This is a genomic window from Candidatus Cloacimonadota bacterium, assembly GCA_019429305.1.
In the GTDB taxonomy this organism is placed as follows: Bacteria; Cloacimonadota; Cloacimonadia; order Cloacimonadales; family JAJBBL01; genus JAHYIR01.
Genome location: JAHYIR010000002.1, coordinates 16920 through 34786 on the forward strand (window position 1 = coordinate 16920; position 17867 = coordinate 34786).

The 17867-nt window shown below is 36.3% G+C and carries 14 protein-coding genes; 6 read left to right on the top strand and 8 right to left on the bottom strand.

What is annotated here, in order from left to right:
* Positions 1-38: 38 nt before the first annotated feature.
* Positions 39-1295 carry an adenylosuccinate synthase gene (locus K0B81_01455; GenBank protein MBW6515266.1) on the bottom strand — a complete coding sequence of 419 codons (1257 nt, stop codon included), beginning with the start codon at positions 1293-1295 and terminating at the stop codon, positions 39-41.
* Between the two features lie 175 nt (positions 1296-1470).
* On the opposite strand from K0B81_01455, the gene K0B81_01460 reads away from it, so the two are divergent.
* From K0B81_01460 to K0B81_01470, 3 genes are all read left to right on the top strand, one after another.
* On the top strand, positions 1471-1869 hold the full coding sequence (locus tag K0B81_01460) for a cobalamin B12-binding domain-containing protein (protein MBW6515267.1): 399 nt from the start codon (positions 1471-1473) through the stop codon (positions 1867-1869).
* Positions 1870-1962: 93 nt separating this feature from the next.
* Positions 1963-2658, top strand: coding sequence for a peptidoglycan editing factor PgeF (gene pgeF, locus K0B81_01465; GenBank protein MBW6515268.1), 696 nt, complete (start codon positions 1963-1965; stop codon positions 2656-2658).
* Positions 2651-4012: a FapA family protein gene (locus K0B81_01470; protein ID MBW6515269.1), complete on the top strand. Its 1362-nt coding sequence runs from the start codon at positions 2651-2653 to the stop codon at positions 4010-4012. Before pgeF ends, K0B81_01470 begins: the two co-directional genes overlap by 8 nt.
* 8 nt (positions 4013-4020) lie before the next feature.
* On the opposite strand, the gene kdsB is transcribed toward K0B81_01470, so the two are convergent.
* Positions 4021-4755: a 3-deoxy-manno-octulosonate cytidylyltransferase gene (gene kdsB, locus K0B81_01475; protein MBW6515270.1), complete on the bottom strand. Its 735-nt coding sequence runs from the start codon at positions 4753-4755 to the stop codon at positions 4021-4023.
* A gap of 165 nt (positions 4756-4920) precedes the next feature.
* On the opposite strand from kdsB, the gene K0B81_01480 reads away from it, so the two are divergent.
* Both K0B81_01480 and K0B81_01485 read left to right on the top strand, forming a co-directional pair.
* The gene (locus K0B81_01480) at positions 4921-6129 is read left to right on the top strand and encodes a PLP-dependent aminotransferase family protein (protein ID MBW6515271.1); all 1209 of its coding nucleotides are present in this window, start codon (positions 4921-4923) and stop codon (positions 6127-6129) included.
* 14 nt (positions 6130-6143) lie between these two features.
* Positions 6144-7469: a thymidine phosphorylase gene (locus K0B81_01485; protein ID MBW6515272.1), complete on the top strand. Its 1326-nt coding sequence runs from the start codon at positions 6144-6146 to the stop codon at positions 7467-7469.
* Between the two features lie 17 nt (positions 7470-7486).
* Here the strand turns inward: K0B81_01485 and K0B81_01490 are convergent, their stop codons facing one another.
* The 4 genes from K0B81_01490 to ppdK form a co-directional block, all read right to left on the bottom strand.
* Positions 7487-9610 (bottom strand): peptidyl-prolyl cis-trans isomerase, encoded by a 2124-nt coding sequence (locus tag K0B81_01490; protein MBW6515273.1) that lies wholly within the window; start codon positions 9608-9610, stop codon positions 7487-7489.
* Between the two features lie 105 nt (positions 9611-9715).
* Positions 9716-11467, bottom strand: a complete 1752-nt coding sequence (locus K0B81_01495) for a YgiQ family radical SAM protein (protein MBW6515274.1) — start codon at positions 11465-11467, stop codon at positions 9716-9718.
* A gap of 99 nt (positions 11468-11566) precedes the next feature.
* Positions 11567-11797: a cold shock domain-containing protein gene (locus tag K0B81_01500; GenBank protein ID MBW6515275.1), complete on the bottom strand. Its 231-nt coding sequence runs from the start codon at positions 11795-11797 to the stop codon at positions 11567-11569.
* A 252-nt stretch (positions 11798-12049) separates the two neighbouring features.
* The gene (gene ppdK, locus K0B81_01505) at positions 12050-14770 is read right to left on the bottom strand and encodes a pyruvate, phosphate dikinase (protein ID MBW6515276.1); all 2721 of its coding nucleotides are present in this window, start codon (positions 14768-14770) and stop codon (positions 12050-12052) included.
* Positions 14771-15035: 265 nt separating this feature from the next.
* Here ppdK and K0B81_01510 point away from each other — a divergent pair, with 265 nt between their 5' ends.
* Positions 15036-16946 (top strand): transketolase, encoded by a 1911-nt coding sequence (locus K0B81_01510; GenBank protein ID MBW6515277.1) that lies wholly within the window; start codon positions 15036-15038, stop codon positions 16944-16946.
* A gap of 38 nt (positions 16947-16984) precedes the next feature.
* Here the strand turns inward: K0B81_01510 and K0B81_01515 are convergent, their stop codons facing one another.
* The gene (locus tag K0B81_01515) at positions 16985-17533 is read right to left on the bottom strand and encodes a GNAT family N-acetyltransferase (protein MBW6515278.1); all 549 of its coding nucleotides are present in this window, start codon (positions 17531-17533) and stop codon (positions 16985-16987) included.
* Between the two features lie 52 nt (positions 17534-17585).
* Positions 17586-17858 (bottom strand): DUF861 domain-containing protein, encoded by a 273-nt coding sequence (locus K0B81_01520; GenBank protein MBW6515279.1) that lies wholly within the window; start codon positions 17856-17858, stop codon positions 17586-17588.
* Positions 17859-17867 lie beyond the last annotated feature (9 nt).

Consider the following 17867-nt stretch of genomic DNA (forward strand, 5'->3'; position numbering starts at 1 on the left):
TTCTATTATGAATAATATACTGTTAGTTAAGCACTTTATCAAACAAAAATTGTTTGTTCTCTTTCCGGACCGACAGAGATGATGCTGACTCTAACATTTAACAGCTTTTCTATCTCTTTCACATAGAGTTGGGCATTCTTCGGTAAATCCTGAAATCTCCTTACATGAGAAATATCTTCCTGCCAACCGGGTAATTCATAGTATACCGGTTTGGCTATGCCTAATGTTTCTGTATCTGGTGGATATTGATTATAGATCCTCTTATTGATAGAATAACTGTGACAGATCTTTATTGTTTCAAATCCCTGTAGTACATCAAGCAGAGTCAGAGCGATCTCATCAAATCCGTTTATAAGAGTAGAAAAATTTGCCGCTACTGCATCAAACCATCCACAGCGGCGTGGTCTTCCTGTTGATGATCCATATTCATTACCCTTCTCTCTTATCAAGTCACCTGTGGCATCTTTGAGCTCAGTTACTAATGGTCCATTCCCAACCCTTGTAATATAGCTCTTAAAGACTCCCACAATTCGATCAATTTTCTTAGGTGAAAAACCGAGACTTGCCGAAATACTGCCAGAAATTGTGTGCGATGAGGTTACGTAGGGGTAACTGCCATATTCAATATCTAAGAGAGTACCTTGAGCACCTTCAAAAAGTATTTTTCGTCCGCTCTTGTAATAATCATCTAAGAGAAAGGGAACTTGTTTTACATACTCGATCAAATAGTCTCCGCAGTGTAGCAAATTCTTTACCAGACTCTTGATATCAACTTGATTGCTTCTAATTCTATGAAATTTATACAATTCAGTCAGTCTTAACGATAAGGAATCCGGTTTCAGTAGATCAAGCATACGAATCCCTACTCGAGATACTTTATCACTATAACAGGGACCAATTCCTCGTCCTGTGGTTCCAATTTTTGTGCCTTTGGTTTTCTTTTCCTTCTTGAGGTCTAATTCTTTGTGCAATGGTAAAACAATATGAGCACGCGGATCTATAAAGAACCGATCTGTAAATTTTACCCCATTTTTTTTAAGCAGTTCCATCTCTTCGATTAAAGCAAATGGATCAATGACTACACCACTCCCAATCATACAAACGATGTTTTTATAAAAAATACCTGAGGGTACAAGATGCAATATAAACTTCTTCTCTCCTAATTTCAAAGTATGCCCGGCATTATTACCACCTTGAAATCTAACAACTGCCTCAACGTCCTTAGCCAGAACATCTACTATTTTTGCTTTAGCTTCATCACCGAAAAAACCACCGATTACTGCTGTAGAACTCATTGAAAACCTTTCCTCCATATTATTCTCTATCCTTAATAAGAAAGAGGGATTCAATGTCAATAAATTAAAGCTCTGGTTTATTAGATGGGATTTTTTTTGACCGAAAGAAAAAAAAAGTTGACGATAGAGCCATTAATAAGAAGTTTTTTATTAACACTTGGAGGTTTAATTCAAAATGAAAAAAATCAGAGTTCTTATAGGGAAACCGGGCTTGGATGGTCATGACCGGGGTGCTAAGTATATTGCCAGAGCATTGAGAGATGCAGGCATGGAGGTAATTTATACCGGTATCCGTCAAACTCCAGAACAAATCGTTACTGCTGCTATACAAGAAGATGTGGATGCTATTGGTTTAAGTTTATTGTCCGGAGCTCACAACTTCCTGTTCTCCAAGGTTGCTGATCTACTGAAAGAAAAAGAAGTAGAAGATATCCTCTTGTTTGGGGGTGGGGTTATCCCTGATGAAGATATTCCTTTATTGAAAGAAAAAGGATTTAAAGCAATTTTTACACCGGGGACTTCGACAGAAGAGGTTATAGACTTTTTAAACAAAGAGCTCGGTACTAAAGAATAGTACCTGTATCATGAGATACATTTTAGCAGTAAAGTTATTACAAGTAATTCAGAATTTTTTTTTGTTGCTGGTAGGAGATAAAGAGGTTTAGTTTTGTTATTGAATCCTTTTCATCAAAATGAAGAACTTATCTGTAGTTTTGGAGATTGCCAGTTTGATTATGATGAAGTTATTAAACAAAAAGAGATCTATGTGGGAGATACAACAGTCGAAGTGAAAAAGCTATACTTTGCTGAACAGATACATTCAGACAGTGTTTTTCAGTTAACTGATGATCTAATAATCAATGTTAGCAATACTTCAAATATTATTCCCCAAGTTGATGCACTAATAACCCATATAAAAGGTATATTCCTCTCTGTTAAGTATGCTGACTGTATTCCTGTTCTGATCTATGATGTCGCTAAAAAAGTAATTGCTGGCATACATTCCGGAAGAACAGGTACTGAGAAAAACATCACTGGAAAAACCATTCGAAAATTACAGGAAATTTACAAATCAGACCCTTCTGATTGTATCGTAGCCTTAGGACCGGCAATTTGTGATTCTCATTATCCGGTCTCAAAAGAGATCTTTGAAGAATTTATAGAAAAAACTGAGGTTTCTCAAGTTTATCCATTCTTGGACCTTAAGAAAGTAGTTTATAAACAATTGTCTGACTCAGGAATATCTGAAGATAAGATTGTTGATTTTCCTTTCTGCACGTTTGAAGATGAAAATTATTACTCTTACCGCAGAGATAGAACATTAAAAAGACAAATATCTTTTATAGGAATAAAAAATGGCTGATAGTTATTATTATAATTCTGACCGCAGCTTAGTCCTTTCTGTTAAATCTAATGGAATGGAAGCATATTTGACAATTGAAGAGGGCATACCTTTCTATAATGAAGCCGAGCTTTTATCATTGTTTAAACAAGCAGGAATAGTGACCGGTTTTGTCGAAGCAAGGGAATTATCAAACAAGAAAGAAGAAACAAAACACCATGGTAAACCATTTTTACTGGCTGTAGGAACTACTCTTTCTCTTCCCAAAGGCAATTTTTCACTTTTTCAAGAAGAACAAATGATCGACAGGGATTTGCTGTTCAGTGATAGATTGCAGTTGATAGATCTGGAATACAAAGCAAAAGCCAGAAAGAATAGTCCATTAGCTACCTTTTATGTTACTGATTCGGGACGATCCGGACACGACATATATGATAATCTAACACCATTGCCCAAAGATAAAATTGCCCTCTGTCATCTCTATGCAGGTGAGAATGTACTATATGACGAGGATTCAGGACAATATGTAGCAACTTCAGATGGCTATGCTTACCTTGATGAAAGCAACAGAATGGCTGTCTGCAATAATATTCAAATAAAAAGTGATGTCTCATTAACGAATCAAGTACCTGCAAACCAAGAGAACTTCTCTCTGGCAGTAAATAAAGATTACGAGATCTGGGGTAATCTTCATGTACAAGGTAGTATTAATGGTCCCGGGAGTGTGAAGGTAAAAGGGGATCTTTTTGTTGATGGGAGAATAGATAATTGCGACTTATATGTGGAAGGAGAGACTCAGTGTCAAGGTAAGATAGTCAATACTTCATTAACCTCACTAAACAATATCAAAGCAATTTCAGCAGTAAATTCGAGAATCAGCAGTGGTAATGAACTCTCTATTCTCACTTATGCAAAACAATGCCTTCTAACAGCAGAAGTTAGTGTACAGGTGGTTTCTAACGATTCTTTTTGTCAGGATTGCCGTATTTATGCAGGGAAATTGATTAAACTACAAAACTGTTATAAAACTAATGTAGGTCTGTCAGAATTGATTATCAGCATCGCCCCCTTTACTAAAGAGCTTATCACACTTCTCACTAAACAACTAAAGAGTATGATCAAAAATCCTTTTAATGATAAGGAAAAGGTTCAAACAACTAAAGATGAATTGTCAGCACTCAAAGAGCATCTCATGAAGCGTTACTCTATTATAGAGTCAGAAGAAAACAAAATTGAAATCATCAAGACAATTGTTGCTGGTGTTTATGTTCGGATTATAAATTATAATCGTGTATTAGATAATGGTTTTGAGAGTGTTGAATTCTATATTGATAACGAAAAGTTAGTAACTAAATCCAAGGTGTATATCACATAAATAAATTTCTATCTGATACTATCGAACAACAACTCTGCCTTTTCTAAATCTTCTTTTGTATCAATGCCAAAGCCTTTATAATCGGTATTGACCATCCTGATCTTGAATCCATGTTCCAACCATCGGAGCTGTTCCAATTTCTCTATATGTTCAAGAATTCCTGGCCCTAAATCGGCTAAAAGATCTAGAATACCCTTACGAAAAGCATAAACGCCGATATGTTTGTAATATGGGCAATCAAGCTCTGATGATTTGTTTCTATTATATGGTATCAACGAACGTGAGAAGTAGAGAGCATCTTTGTTCAGATCTACTGTTACTTTTACTGAGTTAGGACTTTTAAGGTCGGTGGAATCATCTAAGCGATGCATTAAAGAAGCAATTTCAACTTTTTGGTTGTTAAAGACATTGATCAGATTACTTAGTGCTTCTTTGCTAATAAAGGGTTCATCTCCTTGGACATTGACTATTATCACTTGATTGAGTTTATCTCTTATCTCCAAAATCCTTTCCGTACCACTTTGGCAATCAGGAGATGTTAACAGAGCAAAACCTCCAAAACCTTCAACACAATCTTTTATTTCGTTGCTATCTGTTAATACCAAAACCTCATGAAACAAACCGGTCTCTTGTACAACTTCGTAAACCCTCTGAATGAGCGGTTTACCAGCAAGAAGCTGAAGCGGTTTCCCTGGTAATCTTTCTGATGCCATTCTTGCCGGTATGGCAGCAATTGCACCGATAGACATTTTTCCACCTTTCGTTTACATTTATAATAACAAGAATCGGTCATCCTCTTTTTGACAAGTCATTTTTTGTTGACTCACTGACTAAGAGCTTGTTAATTGACCAACTAAAAAAAGCGAATAGTAAATGTAGTGAGTTGTTTCAAAGGAGTAAGCATGGATTTGAAATCATTATATACTAAACAGACAATTACAATGAAATCCTCTATGATCAGAGAATTAGTAGAAATGACCAAAGGTGTACCCGATCTAATATCTTTTGCCGGAGGTTTTCCCTCTCCTAAAACTTTTCCTAAACACGAATTAGCAGAGTTATTCTACCGGATAGTACTGGAGGAAGGAGATGATGTGCTGCAATATGGCTCTAGTGGTGGTGATAAAGACATAAAAGAAGCTATTATCAATTTTATTGATCCTAATCTCAAACCTGAAGAAGTTCATATCTGTAATGGGGCTACTAATGGCATCTTTTATGCCTTACAAACATTTATAGAGCCCGGCGACTGTATAATAACTGAAGTACCGAGTTTCTTAGGATCTCTCGTTGTCTTTGAAGCATTAGGTGCCTATATCGTACCGGTATCCATAGATGAGGAGGGTATTGATACTGTCGAGCTTTATTCTAAGATAACAGAACAGAAAAAAGCCGGTAGGAAGATCAAATTTATCTATTCTATCCCGGATTTTCAGAACCCCAGCGGAATAACAATGAGTCGTAAAAGACGAGAGAGTTTAATTCAGATAGCTATTGAGAACAATATCATGATACTGGAAGATGATCCCTATAGCAGATTGAGATTTTCCGGTTCTCCTGAAGAAAATCTTTTTTCCATAGCGAGAAATCAGTTCCACAATAATAGTGCAGTAATTTACATTGGCTCCTTTTCCAAACTTCTTGGACCCGGCTTAAGAATTGCTTATGTTGTTACCAATCAAGAAGTCATCAAATTTATGAATTCTTGGTCACAAAAGGTAAATGTAACAACTGATCGTGTAGTGCAAAAAGTAGTAGCTACCTATTTGAATAATAACCTTCTCCCAGCCCAAATAGAGAAAATTGTTTCTATCTACAAACCACTGTGTGATCAAATGCTGCAATCTCTTAGTCATCATATGCCTGCATCAGTCAAATGGACAGAACCTGAAGGGGGGATGTTCGTATGGCTCAATCTACCAGAAGAATATAATAGTAATGATTTGTTTCAAAAAGCTTTGGAAAAGAAGGTTGCTTTTATTCCGGGATGCAAATTCTTCCCTCAGGGTAGTGAGAAATATAACGGCTTAAGACTCAATTTTACTTATCCGACCATTGATCAAATAAAACAAGGGGTTTTGAGATTGTCAGAAGTACTTTCATCCAAACAAGCTTAAGAAGATAATGAGGTATATATATGGAAAATCCAGTAGAATTGATAATAAAGAAACGAAGTAGTGAAAAACTAAGTAAAGAAGAATTAAAAACACTGGTGACAGGATACATTGAAGATAATATACCAGACTATCAGATATCCGCTTTTTTAATGGCTATCTTTCTTAATGGTATGGATAAAGAAGAGATCCAACATCTTACTGAGATCTATATTAATTCAGGCAAGATAATTGAATTTTCACAAGAATTGGAGACTGTTGATAAACATTCAACCGGTGGTGTGGGTGACAAAATCAGTTTAATGTTAGCTCCTATTGTTGCTGCTTGTGGAGCTACTATTCCTATGATCTCAGGTCGCGGTTTAGGGCATACGGGTGGCACTCTTGATAAATTGGAATCTATTCCTGGATTTAGAACTGATCTCTCTGAAAAAGAATTCCGTAAAGTTATAGAACAAGTAGGGTTTTCGATTATCAGCCAATCGAAAGAATTAGTACCTGCTGATAGAAAAATATACGCTTTGCGTGATGTAACCGGAACTATTGAGAGCTTGCCCCTGATCACAGCGAGTATCATTAGCAAGAAAATTGCTGAAGGAGCTCAAAACCTGGTTATCGATCTGAAAGTTGGAAGCGGAGCATTTATTAAAGATATGGATAAAGCTCGTGAATTGGGATTATTGTTAAAAAGTACTGGAGAAAGACTGGGGCAGCAAGTAAACATCGTGTATTCTGACATGAACTCCCCTCTTGGGTATCATATCGGTAATGCTTTGGAAATAAAGGAAACTATCGAGTATCTTAAGGGAAATAATATTCCGGACATTGATGCTCTAACACGATTCTTAGCAATCAGAATGCTTTTATTATCCAAGAAAGCAAAGGATGATACTGAAGCAGCAGAGAAGGTTGATAGAGCAATTTCTTCGGGTAAAGCGTTAGAACAATTTGCTCGTTTTATTGAAGCTCAGGGTGGTAATAGCAAGATCTGTGATGATACTAAACTCCTTCCACAAAGTAAATATTCTCTCAGCATCAGAGCAGAAAAATCGGGCTGGATAAGATCTATCAACTGTCAGAAAATTGGCTATGCACTCTTGCATATTGGTGCCGGAAGGCAAAAAATTGATTCTAAACTCGATTACTCAGCAGGAGCTTATCTTACTCCTAAAAGAGGGGATTTTGTTGAATCAAGCCAAGAGATAGGAAAGATCTATTGTAACGATAAAGAGAAAGGTAGTCTTACGGCTAAAAAGATCTTATCTTCCTACCAGATAAGTGATGCAGAATTACCTAAGTCCGAAAAAGTTGGTGCTGATATTATCTTGAAAATTGATGAATAAAGTCTTATAAGTAACCGCTATCCTTCAATAAGAGAATCAAGCATAAATTCAGCTGAATCGTGTAAATTACCATAAGGATATTCTTCTATTAGTTGTCTAAAAATTTGAGCTGCTTCTTCAGATCTTCCCAGTTCTCGTGCAAGGATAAAAGCTTTGGAAAATAGTGCCCGATAATCATCATCATTGTTCTGATAGTTTTCTATTACTTGATCTAAGAAATCTAGTGCTTCAGTGAAACGACCTCTTAATTGAGATTGCTCTGCTAATGAAAACAACTCATCAGCTGTTAAAGTTATAAATAATCTATCGCGATAAAATTGAACATTGTAATCGGAAATGATCTCTTGAACATACTCCTCCCAACGTTCAGTCCTTCTTTCATGAACTAAAATTTCCGACACATCTCTCTGGACACGATCTAAGGGATAAACATATAAGGGATTGTGTTCCAGAACAATCAAAAAGAAGTACAAACCATTACTTGTCTGCTCAATTTCGCTCAATACCCCTAATTTTGTATTCCATATCGTATTGTAGAGAGTAGTATCTTGTCCAAAAATCGGTAGATTATTATCTCTCTCAACAAATTGTAAAGATCTTATCTCTTGAGGATATTTAGAAGCGTTTATCAAATGAATAATTGGCCATTCATCATCTTCCTCAACAGCTTGCAAGACAGTGTTTCTTGAAGCATTTGCTTCACTTTCTGTATCGAAGAAAAAGATATTTAATCTGCGGCTTTCTTTGACTGAAAAATCATCTAGATTCTCTTCATAGTACTCTCTCAGATCTTCTTGTGTAGGGTTAGCAACATCAATTACCTTTTGTTGAAATAGATTCTGTAAGATAATATGTCTGCGGAGTTGCTGCACTTCCGGATTTTGGAATACTACATAATCATATCTTGTCCCCGGTTGTTCAGTCCTTATTGTTTCTCTTTCCGGATCTCCAATGATCAAATCATCATAACCCATTTCGCGGGCTTCATATGCAAATAGATTAACATCAATGACATTGTTGATCAGTCTTTCTAATGATTCTGGACTACTCAACTCTTGCCATTCTTCTCGGGGTAAATGACGATGCAGATTGTAGTACTCAAGATTAGAAGTTAAATCGTTAGACATTATAAACGGGGTAATATTTCTAAAGTGTTCGTATAAATCACCCACTGTAACATTCATCTCAGGGATATCAGCAGTCACAACTCCTAACTTTAATTCTTCACTGAATGGTGTAAGATTAAACATATTGAGAGAAAAAAGTAAATTGTAATTAACATTAACATTGTATCTGTTCTTCAATTCTGCTACTTTTTGGGTCTTAGCATCAATCTCTTTAACCCGTAGTAAACGGTTATTTATTTCTTCTCTGACTTCTTCGAAAGGTTTTAGCTCCCGGGAATTTCGTTCGAGGACTTTGAAAAAATGGATTCCGGTTTCTGTCTCTAACGGTCCTATCCATTCATTCATAGGAGCATTAAAAATCTCTGAATCTAACTCTTCATCTCTTCCCAAGCCCGGTATAAAACCATTCCCCATTATATTACTGATTATACCATCATTCCTTATAGAACGTTGATGTGTAGAATATCTGCTTACAATCTCATTAAAATCTCTTCTACTTTGAAGAGCATCCAAAACATCTACAGACTGAGATATGTCATCTATCATCAAATACTCGATAGTGGCATTTCCAAGCTCAGTGAACCTCTCTAAATTATTACGATAAAAACTATAAATCTCATCTTCATTGATATCAATGTTGTCCTTTATTTCAATTCTACGGAATATTCCGGCATAATAAGGGTTTAGAAGATCACGATAAGCTGTGAAAGCTTCCGGATCTCTATCAATACCTAATTGCTGTGCCTTAAGATACAAAATTTTGTTTAATACCGTCGCTTCTAAAAACTCTATTTTGCCTTCTCTTGATGAGTATCTCGCTCTAAAAATATTGGGGAGTTTATTAAATTCTTCGTCAAAATCTGCTTTCGTAAAAATCCCGTTATCATATTCTGCTAAGATAGTTTCTGGTGGTATTACTCTTGTTTGAGCATCGATTATTGATGAAAAACACAAAACGATGAGGATAATGATAATACTCTCCGGTCGTTTTTTAATGATACTTATATCAAACATTAATAATCTCCTTCATCATGTGGTTTTTACTTAGTAACGCATTAAAAACAGAAACATATCGTGTTAGGTTAATCATTATTTTGTGAGTATTTGAGAGTAGATCACTTAGAACTCTTTATTGGGAGGTTCTGGTTCGAGGAAGAAAGAGAGTAGTGAATTCCGTTCTGCTTTTTTGAGTATTTCAATTACATACTTTCTGTTTTCAGGTTTAAACCATTGAACTATCGCCTTTTGCAGCTTTACTTCTCTTCCCTTTGGTATATAGAGCTCATTCCCTGTATCGAAATCTCTCCCTGTATAATACATGCAACTGCTTATAGTCATAGGTGTAGGAGTGAACTCTTGCACCTGTTTTAGTTTAAGATTATTTTCTTTCAAATAAACCGCTAAATCAACAGCTTCTTTTAGAGTAGTTCCGGGATGACCTACCATAATATATGGTGTAAGCTGATGTTTAAAACCATATTGTTCACAATAATTGCTGAATAACTTAACATATTCCTGATATGTTGAAAAAGTTTGTTTATTCATTAGTTTAAGAACCTTGTCACTCTTATGTTCAGGAGCAATTTTCAATCTTCCGCCCGTGTGATACTTAACTAATAGTTCAATGAATTTCATATTCTTTAAAGCAAGATCAGCTCTAATTCCTGAGGATACAAAGACATGATTAACTCCATCCACATGCCTGACTTCTTCCAATAACTTCATATAAGATTTATGAGTAGTATCGAGTTTCTCACAAACTTTCGGATAGATACAAGATTTTCTTGGACACTTTAAATCTCTACACTCCATACCGTACATGTTTGCTGATGGTCCACCAATATCTGAAACTGTACCAAAAAAATAATCCTGTTCTCTTAGCTTGTCAACTTCATCTACAATGGATGTTATACTGCGAGATTGGATATATTTTCCTTGATGATAGTTCAAAGAGCAAAAATGGCAACCACCAAAACAACCACGATGAGAAGTAATAGAATTCTTGATCTGTTCGAATGCTGGGATATGGATGTTCTTATAAATCGGATGTGGTTTTCGTGCAAAAGGTAAAGCATATATTTCATCAAGCTTACCTGTATCTAACGGAGTTTCAGGTAAGTTATGTTTTAGATATTGCATTCCCGATCTCTGATACAGAGTTTTAAAGCGATTTTGCTGATGAAACATCCTATTCATCTCCCAAAACAAGTCTGGTGTATAGACCTTTTCGTAATCTGGTAATAGTACTGCACTATCAGGTACTTCTGAAACATTAGTAACTGTCCCAGGCAAGTCCTTTAACTCTTTGATAGATACTCCAGTGGAGAGTTGCATTGCAACTTTCAAAACAGTCTTCTCTGCCATACCATATATCAGTAGATCCGCTTTACTGTCCAAAAGCACTGAATTTCTTACTTTATCAGACCAGAAATCGTAGTGAGGAATTCTTCGCAAACTTGCCTCTATACCACCTAAGATTACCGGAACACCTTTAAATATCTGTTTCAAGCGCTGAGTATAGACGATCGTAGCTCTATCGGGTCTTAACCCTGCTTTGCCTGCTGGTGAGTAAGCATCTTCTGAACGAATTTTTCGCTGAGCAGTATAATGGTTAACCATTGAATCTAAATTACCGGCTGTAACACCGAAGAAGAGTTTGGGCTTACCAAGACGAAGAAAATCAGTATCTGATTTCCAATTTGGTTGTGGTATTATACCAACCCGAAATCCATTTGCTACTAAAAATCTGCCTATTATTGCAGCTCCAAAGGCAGGATGATCTATATAAGCATCGCCTGTCACAATGATTATGTCTAATTCATCCCAACCGAGTTTTAAGCATTCTTCTCTGGTAACCGGTAAATACTTCACTACTTTCACAACTCTATTTCCAAAAATGATTTATGAAAAGAAAAAGTCATATCCTTAAACAGGATATGACTTTAGTTTTAAAGGTGAATGGTAATACTATTATTCTTCTTCAGGTTGATTTACACTCAATCTGATGACATTGATGGCTTGAACTCCCCTATCAGTCTCAATTAAATCAAACTCAACATCTTCGTTGGGTTCTAGAACTTTAAGTTCAGTTGGGGAATTTGTAACAATAGATTTCCAATGAACAAAGTACTCTTTGTTATTGGGTAATATAATAAAACCATATCCTTTATTAGGATTGAACCACTTTACTTTGCCTTGCATAATACTCCTTCTTTTGCTTGCTTAGCTATTTGTTATTCTAACTTCCTTTGAAGCTATATCTTACGACTTAACTTCTCAAAAAGTCTCTTGTTAAACAAAATAATCATAATCATATTTGATCTATAATTCGTAATAATTAATCTAAATTCTTTTCACATAAAATACAACTTAAGAGTAACTTCCAGTCTTTTTACAAATTGCTGGCAGTACAAATAGGTTATATTGAAACGAAATGTTTCATCCATAAAATATCTATTCTATTGCTGCTTGCGCTGCAGCTAACCTAGCAATTGGAACTCTATAAGGAGAACAACTAACATAATTCATGCCTACTTTATGGCAGAATTTAACAGATTCAGGTTCGCCACCATGCTCACCACAGATACCAATCTTCAATTCTTTGTTTGTGCTGCGACCTTTATCAATACCTAATTTAATCAACATTCCTACACCCTCTTGGTCAATAACCTGAAAAGGATCCTTCTTCAGAATATTATTTTCCAAATATACAGGTAAGAATTTTCCTGCATCGTCACGAGAATATCCAAAGGTCATCTGTGTCAAGTCATTAGTGCCAAAAGAGAAAAATTCCGCATGTTCAGCTATCTTATCAGCCACTATTGTAGCTCTGGGAATTTCAATCATAGTACCGACCAGATACTCGATACTGTCATTTCTTTCAGCAAATAATTCATCCGCAACTTTACGAATCAGTTTTTCTTGTAAAACAAATTCTTCAACTGTCCCGATCAAAGGTATCATAATCTCAGGAACAGCTTTGATACTTTTCTTCTTTAAATTAAGAGCAGCTTCAAAAATTGCTCTTGCTTGCATCTCAGTTATTTCTGGATATGTTATTCCCAAGCGGCATCCTCTATGACCAAGCATAGGATTCATCTCATTGAGAGATTCAACCTTAGCTTTTACTTCTTTGGCACTTACTCCCAGCTCTTTAGCCATTTCTTCTTGGCTCTTTTCGTCGTGAGGGACAAATTCATGCAGAGGTGGATCCAAGAGCCGAATTGTTACAGGTAAGTTATCCATAGCAGTAAAGATACCTTCAAAATCCTCTTTTTGCATCGGTAACAATTTTTCAAGGGCTTTACGTCGACCTTCTTCATCGTGTGCTAAGATCATCTCTCTGACTGCTTTTATTCTATCTCCTTCAAAGAACATGTGTTCAGTTCTACATAGTCCTATACCTTTTGCACCAAACTTTCTTGCTATACCTGAATCTTTAGGAGTATCAGCGTTAGTTCTGACTGCCATCGTAGTAAATCGGTCACATAATTTCATCAATGTTTCAAAATCGCCACTGACATCTGGAAGTTTAGTTTCCAATTTGCCTTCGTATACTTCACCCGTTGTTCCGTTAAGTGAGATCCAATCGCCCTCTTTCAACTCCGTATCTCCGGCTTTCAAAGTCTTAGCTCGATAATCAATAGTAACCGTTCCTGCTCCTGATACACAGCATTTTCCCATACCTCGAGCTACAACTGCCGCATGAGAAGTCATACCCCCACGAGAAGTCAGAATGCCTTTGGCTACATTCATGCCACGCAAATCTTCTGGTGAGGTCTCTTTTCTAACCAAGATAACATCTTTCCCTCCTTGTGCCCATTCTTCTGCTTCTTCTGCAAAGAAGACAATTTGTCCAGAAGCTGCACCGGGAGAAGCGGGAAGTCCTTTAGATATAACTTTCGCTTTATCTAATGCTTCTTGGGTAAATATTGGATGTAATAGTTCATCTAACTTACTTGGATCGTTGCGTAACAGAGCCGTTTTTTCATTTATCAAACCTTCTTTGAGCATATCTACAGCTATTTTCACCATCGCCGGACCTGTTCTTTTCCCATTCCTGGTCTGTAATATCCATAGCTTTCCGTCCTGAATAGTGAACTCCAAGTCTTGCATGTCTTTATAATGATTCTCAAGTTTCTGTTGGATTTGGTACAGCTCTTTATAAACTTCCGGCATTGTCTCTTCCAAAGAAGGGTATTTACTTACCCTCTCTTCCTCTGAGATATTCTGTAATTTTGCCCAACGCTGCGAACCTTCTTTTGTAATCTCCTGAGGTGTTCTGATCCCTGCAACGACATCTTCACCCTGAGCATTGATCAAATACTCGCCATTGAATAACTTTTCTCCGGTAGCTGCATCACGAGTAAAAGCTACTCCGGTTGCACTATTATCGCCCATATTGCCAAAAACCATTGCTTGAACATTGACTGCTGTTCCCCAATCTGCCGGATAGCCGTGCATTTTGCGATAATATACTGCTCTAGGTGTATTCCAGCTATCAAATACTGCCATTACAGATTCCCATAATTGCTGCCAAGGGTCTATAGGAAATTCTTTACCGGTTTTTTCTTTGATAATCTTTTTAAATCTATCTACCAGAAGTTTCAAATCGTCAATAGTCAAATCTATATCATTATCAATTTTCTTTTCTTCCTTTAAATGATCAATAATCTCTTCGAAAGGATCTGTATCTTCTTTTTTCTCAGGTTTCAGACCCATAACCACATCGCCAAACATCTGAATAAATCTGCGATAGGAATCCCAAGCAAATCTTTCATTGCCGGCAATTTTACTTAATCCTTCAACTACCTCATCATTTAAACCAAGATTAAGAACGGTATCCATCATTCCGGGCATTGAAGCTCTGGCTCCTGATCTGACCGATAATAGTAGTGGATTGTTTTTATCACCAAAACCTGAACTCATGACCTCTTCTACTTGGGTAACTGCTTTCTTTACATCTTGTTCCAATAGTTTTTTTACCTCATCTCTTCCCAGATCATAATATTCATTACAGGCTTCTGTAGTTATTGTAAATCCCGGAGGAACCGGAAGACCAATTAAATTCATTTCCGCTAAATTAGCTCCTTTCCCTCCTAAAAGTTCTTTCATATTAGCTTTACCATCAGCTTTTCCGTTGCCAAAGAGATATACTCTCTTTTTTTCATCCATATACTACCTCCAGTTGTTCATTACCATATGTGATTGCTTAAACTTTTTATTAACTCTCGATAAAACGATGTGTTTCTAAAAATTTTGGTAAGTATTTCTCAGCTCTTATATGTGTCAACAACTATTTCTAATTGTTATTATTATTTAACTTATACTCCCACTACATAACTTATCAAAGTATTTTACTAATCTATTGTCGGTTTTGTGTTTGACAATAAAATTCCTGCTTAAAGAATTGCTCCCAAAAAAAATAAGTGAGTTTATAATGAAATTATCACCAATCTCTTCAGACAAGATCGTATCTTTAAAAGAAAAAGCTTTAATAGCTCGGGCAGCAATATTGAAAGCCACCACTCTCGCCGGATCAGGACATCCCGGCGGTTCTATGTCAACAATAGACATTTTACTGACCCTTTATGAAATGTTAAACATCAAACCTGATAACTTTCAAAGAGAAGATAGAGATCGAGTAGTAGTTAGTAATGGTCACGTTTCACCCGGTGTTTATGCTGCATTGGCAAGTAATAATTTTATGCCGATGGAAGATTTTATATCTCAGTTCCGCTTATGTGGTAGTATCTTTGAAGGTCATATCGAGAGATCAGTTCCTGGAGTAGAATGGGGAACAGGCAATTTAGGTCAGGGTCTTTCTGCGGGTTGTGGTTTTGCACTTGCTTCAAAGATCAAGGGTTTACCATACAAAGTTATTGTCATGATGGGAGATGGTGAACAGCAAAAAGGGCAGCTTTCCGAAGCACGACGTTTTGCTGCAAAATACAAACTAGATAAGCTTACAGCGATCGTTGATTATAACAGACTCCAGATCAGTGGCAAAATCAATGATATTATGCCACAAAATATCAAAGAAAACTACCTATCCGATGGTTGGCATGTATTAGAGATAGATGGACATAGTTTTACCGAAATCAGTAACTCCATAATTGAAGCTTCAGCAATTGATAAACCAGTGATGATTTTAGCAAGAACCGTTATGGGTAAAGGTGTATCTTTCATGGAAAATAAAGAGAAGTATCATGGAGCTGCCATCTCTGAAGAGCAACTTACAGAGGCGTTAAGAGAATTGGGTTTTGAAAATGACATAGAGATTTATAAAGAATTGCGAAGAGCTTATCAGCCATTAACTTCCTGTGATTTAAGAGATACTCAAAATTATAAGCTCAAGGCGGGAGAGGCAATTCTTTATGAGAAACCTCTCGATAACCGTTCTGCTTGGGGTAATGCCATTGCTGATTTAGCTAAGATCAATAAGAAAGAGCCCTATACACCACTTTTAGTTTTTGATTGTGACCTGCAGGGTAGCGTAAAAACAAATGATTTTGAAAAAGAATTACCCCAAAATTTCTTCCAATGTGGGATCATGGAACATCATACAGCCACCATGTCAGGTGCCATTTCATTAGAAGGGTTTCAGACCTTTTTTGCCGATTTTGGTGTATTTGGTGTAGATGAGACATATAATCAACATCGTTTAAATGATATCAATCATACGAACTTAAAGGCCATAGTGACTCATGTTGGACTTGATGTTGGTGAAGATGGTAAAACCCATCAATGTCTTGATTATCTGGCTCTGATGAGAAATCTCTACCATTTTCGGCCGATCATTCCTGTCTGTCCCAACCAAACCGACCGTGTTATTCGCTACCTGATCGATAAAAAAGGAAATTATCTTGTTGCCATGGGGCGTTCCAAAGTTCCAATCATCACCAAAGAGGATGGATCTCCGTACTATGATGAGCAATACCGTTTCGAGTATGGTATTGCTGATATAATAAGAGATGGGAATGATGGAGCTTTGTTAACTATGGGTACTTTAGCAGGAAAAGCTCTAGAAGTTGTAGATAGATTAAGTGAAAAGGATATTCACTTGCAGCTTTGGGCTATCTCCTGTCCAACTGCTATTGATAATATTTGTTTGCAAAAAGCTGCTTCGACCGGATTGATCTTCACTTATGAAGACCATAATGTTAATTCGGGTTTAGGAAGTATCGTTGCTGACAAATTAATGGAATCTAATCTCAACCCCAAACTAGTCAAATTCGGAGTTACCGATTATGCACTCTCCGGAAAATCAGAAGATGTCTTGCGTTATGCCGGATTAGATCCAGTGACAATTACTGGTCGGATAAAGAACGACTTAATAGCAAGTAGTTAATACATAAATTAAGATCCCTTACTACAAACGAATCCAATTTAATGGTTATCTATAGGCAACTTTTTAGCCAAATATTGTTGGAGTTTTAAGGTATCCCAGATAAAAATATCAACCAGTACAGGTTTTTTACTCGGATATTGAATTACTTGTCTCAATATCTTTCCTTTTAAAAACTTGTGATAGAAGGAAAAGGCTTTTGATTCGTGATAACAATAGACAATAATATTTTTAATACTCTGTTTCAAGTATTCATCAACCACCTTTTTAACAAGGTTAGTTCCTATACCTTGCCCTCTATGATCTTTATCTATAAAGAGATAGTTTATCTCTACACCTTTATCGCAATCATCTTCTTCTGCTAAACTAGAGCCAATAAAACCAACAAACTTTTCATTATAAAATGCTCCGTATAATCGCCTTATATCAGTAAAATCTTTTTCGTTTAACCAAGTATGAATTAGATTTAACTCTTGTTCATAATTAAAAGTCCCCGGCTCTACTATATTGGGGAAATCATTATCTTCACAATAGATCTTCAGTCTAACCGCATCGGATATTTCGCTTTTTTTAAGTTCTCTTATTAGCATTTATTGTTTAATATTGATAATAAATACAAGATAGTTGTATTAAGCCATCACTTTATTCTTCGAAATTATAGTACTTCCGGACTGGTTGTTTGATGTTCCAGACACATTTCAATCCTTTTTGGAAAACGACAAAATCACCCTTTCCAAAATGATAAGTCCCTTCGGTAGTCTCAACTTCTACCTCTCCTTCGATCAACAAACACTCTTCTGTATTATCATAATACCAGTCGAATCGGGAGATCTCTTTCTCCCAAATAGGCCAGTTTCTAATACCTAATCGTTGTATTTCCTCTTCTGAAAGTTTTTTTATTACTAAGGATGCCATAAAACCTCC

Excerpts from the sequence above, each read along its gene's own strand:
- K0B81_01470 (MBW6515269.1), top strand. The coding sequence starts at position 2,651 with ATGGCTGATAGTTATTATTATAATTCTGACCGCAGCTTAGTCCTTTCT.
- ppdK (MBW6515276.1), bottom strand. The coding sequence starts at position 14,770 with ATGGATGAAAAAAAGAGAGTATATCTCTTTGGCAACGGAAAAGCTGAT.
- K0B81_01520 (MBW6515279.1), bottom strand. The coding sequence starts at position 17,858 with ATGGCATCCTTAGTAATAAAAAAACTTTCAGAAGAGGAAATACAACGA.
- K0B81_01460 (MBW6515267.1), top strand. The coding sequence starts at position 1,471 with ATGAAAAAAATCAGAGTTCTTATAGGGAAACCGGGCTTGGATGGTCAT.
- K0B81_01515 (MBW6515278.1), bottom strand. The coding sequence starts at position 17,533 with ATGCTAATAAGAGAACTTAAAAAAAGCGAAATATCCGATGCGGTTAGA.
- K0B81_01455 (MBW6515266.1), bottom strand. The coding sequence starts at position 1,295 with ATGAGTTCTACAGCAGTAATCGGTGGTTTTTTCGGTGATGAAGCTAAA.
- K0B81_01490 (MBW6515273.1), bottom strand. The coding sequence starts at position 9,610 with ATGTTTGATATAAGTATCATTAAAAAACGACCGGAGAGTATTATCATT.
- K0B81_01510 (MBW6515277.1), top strand. The coding sequence starts at position 15,036 with ATGAAATTATCACCAATCTCTTCAGACAAGATCGTATCTTTAAAAGAA.
- K0B81_01500 (MBW6515275.1), bottom strand. The coding sequence starts at position 11,797 with ATGCAAGGCAAAGTAAAGTGGTTCAATCCTAATAAAGGATATGGTTTT.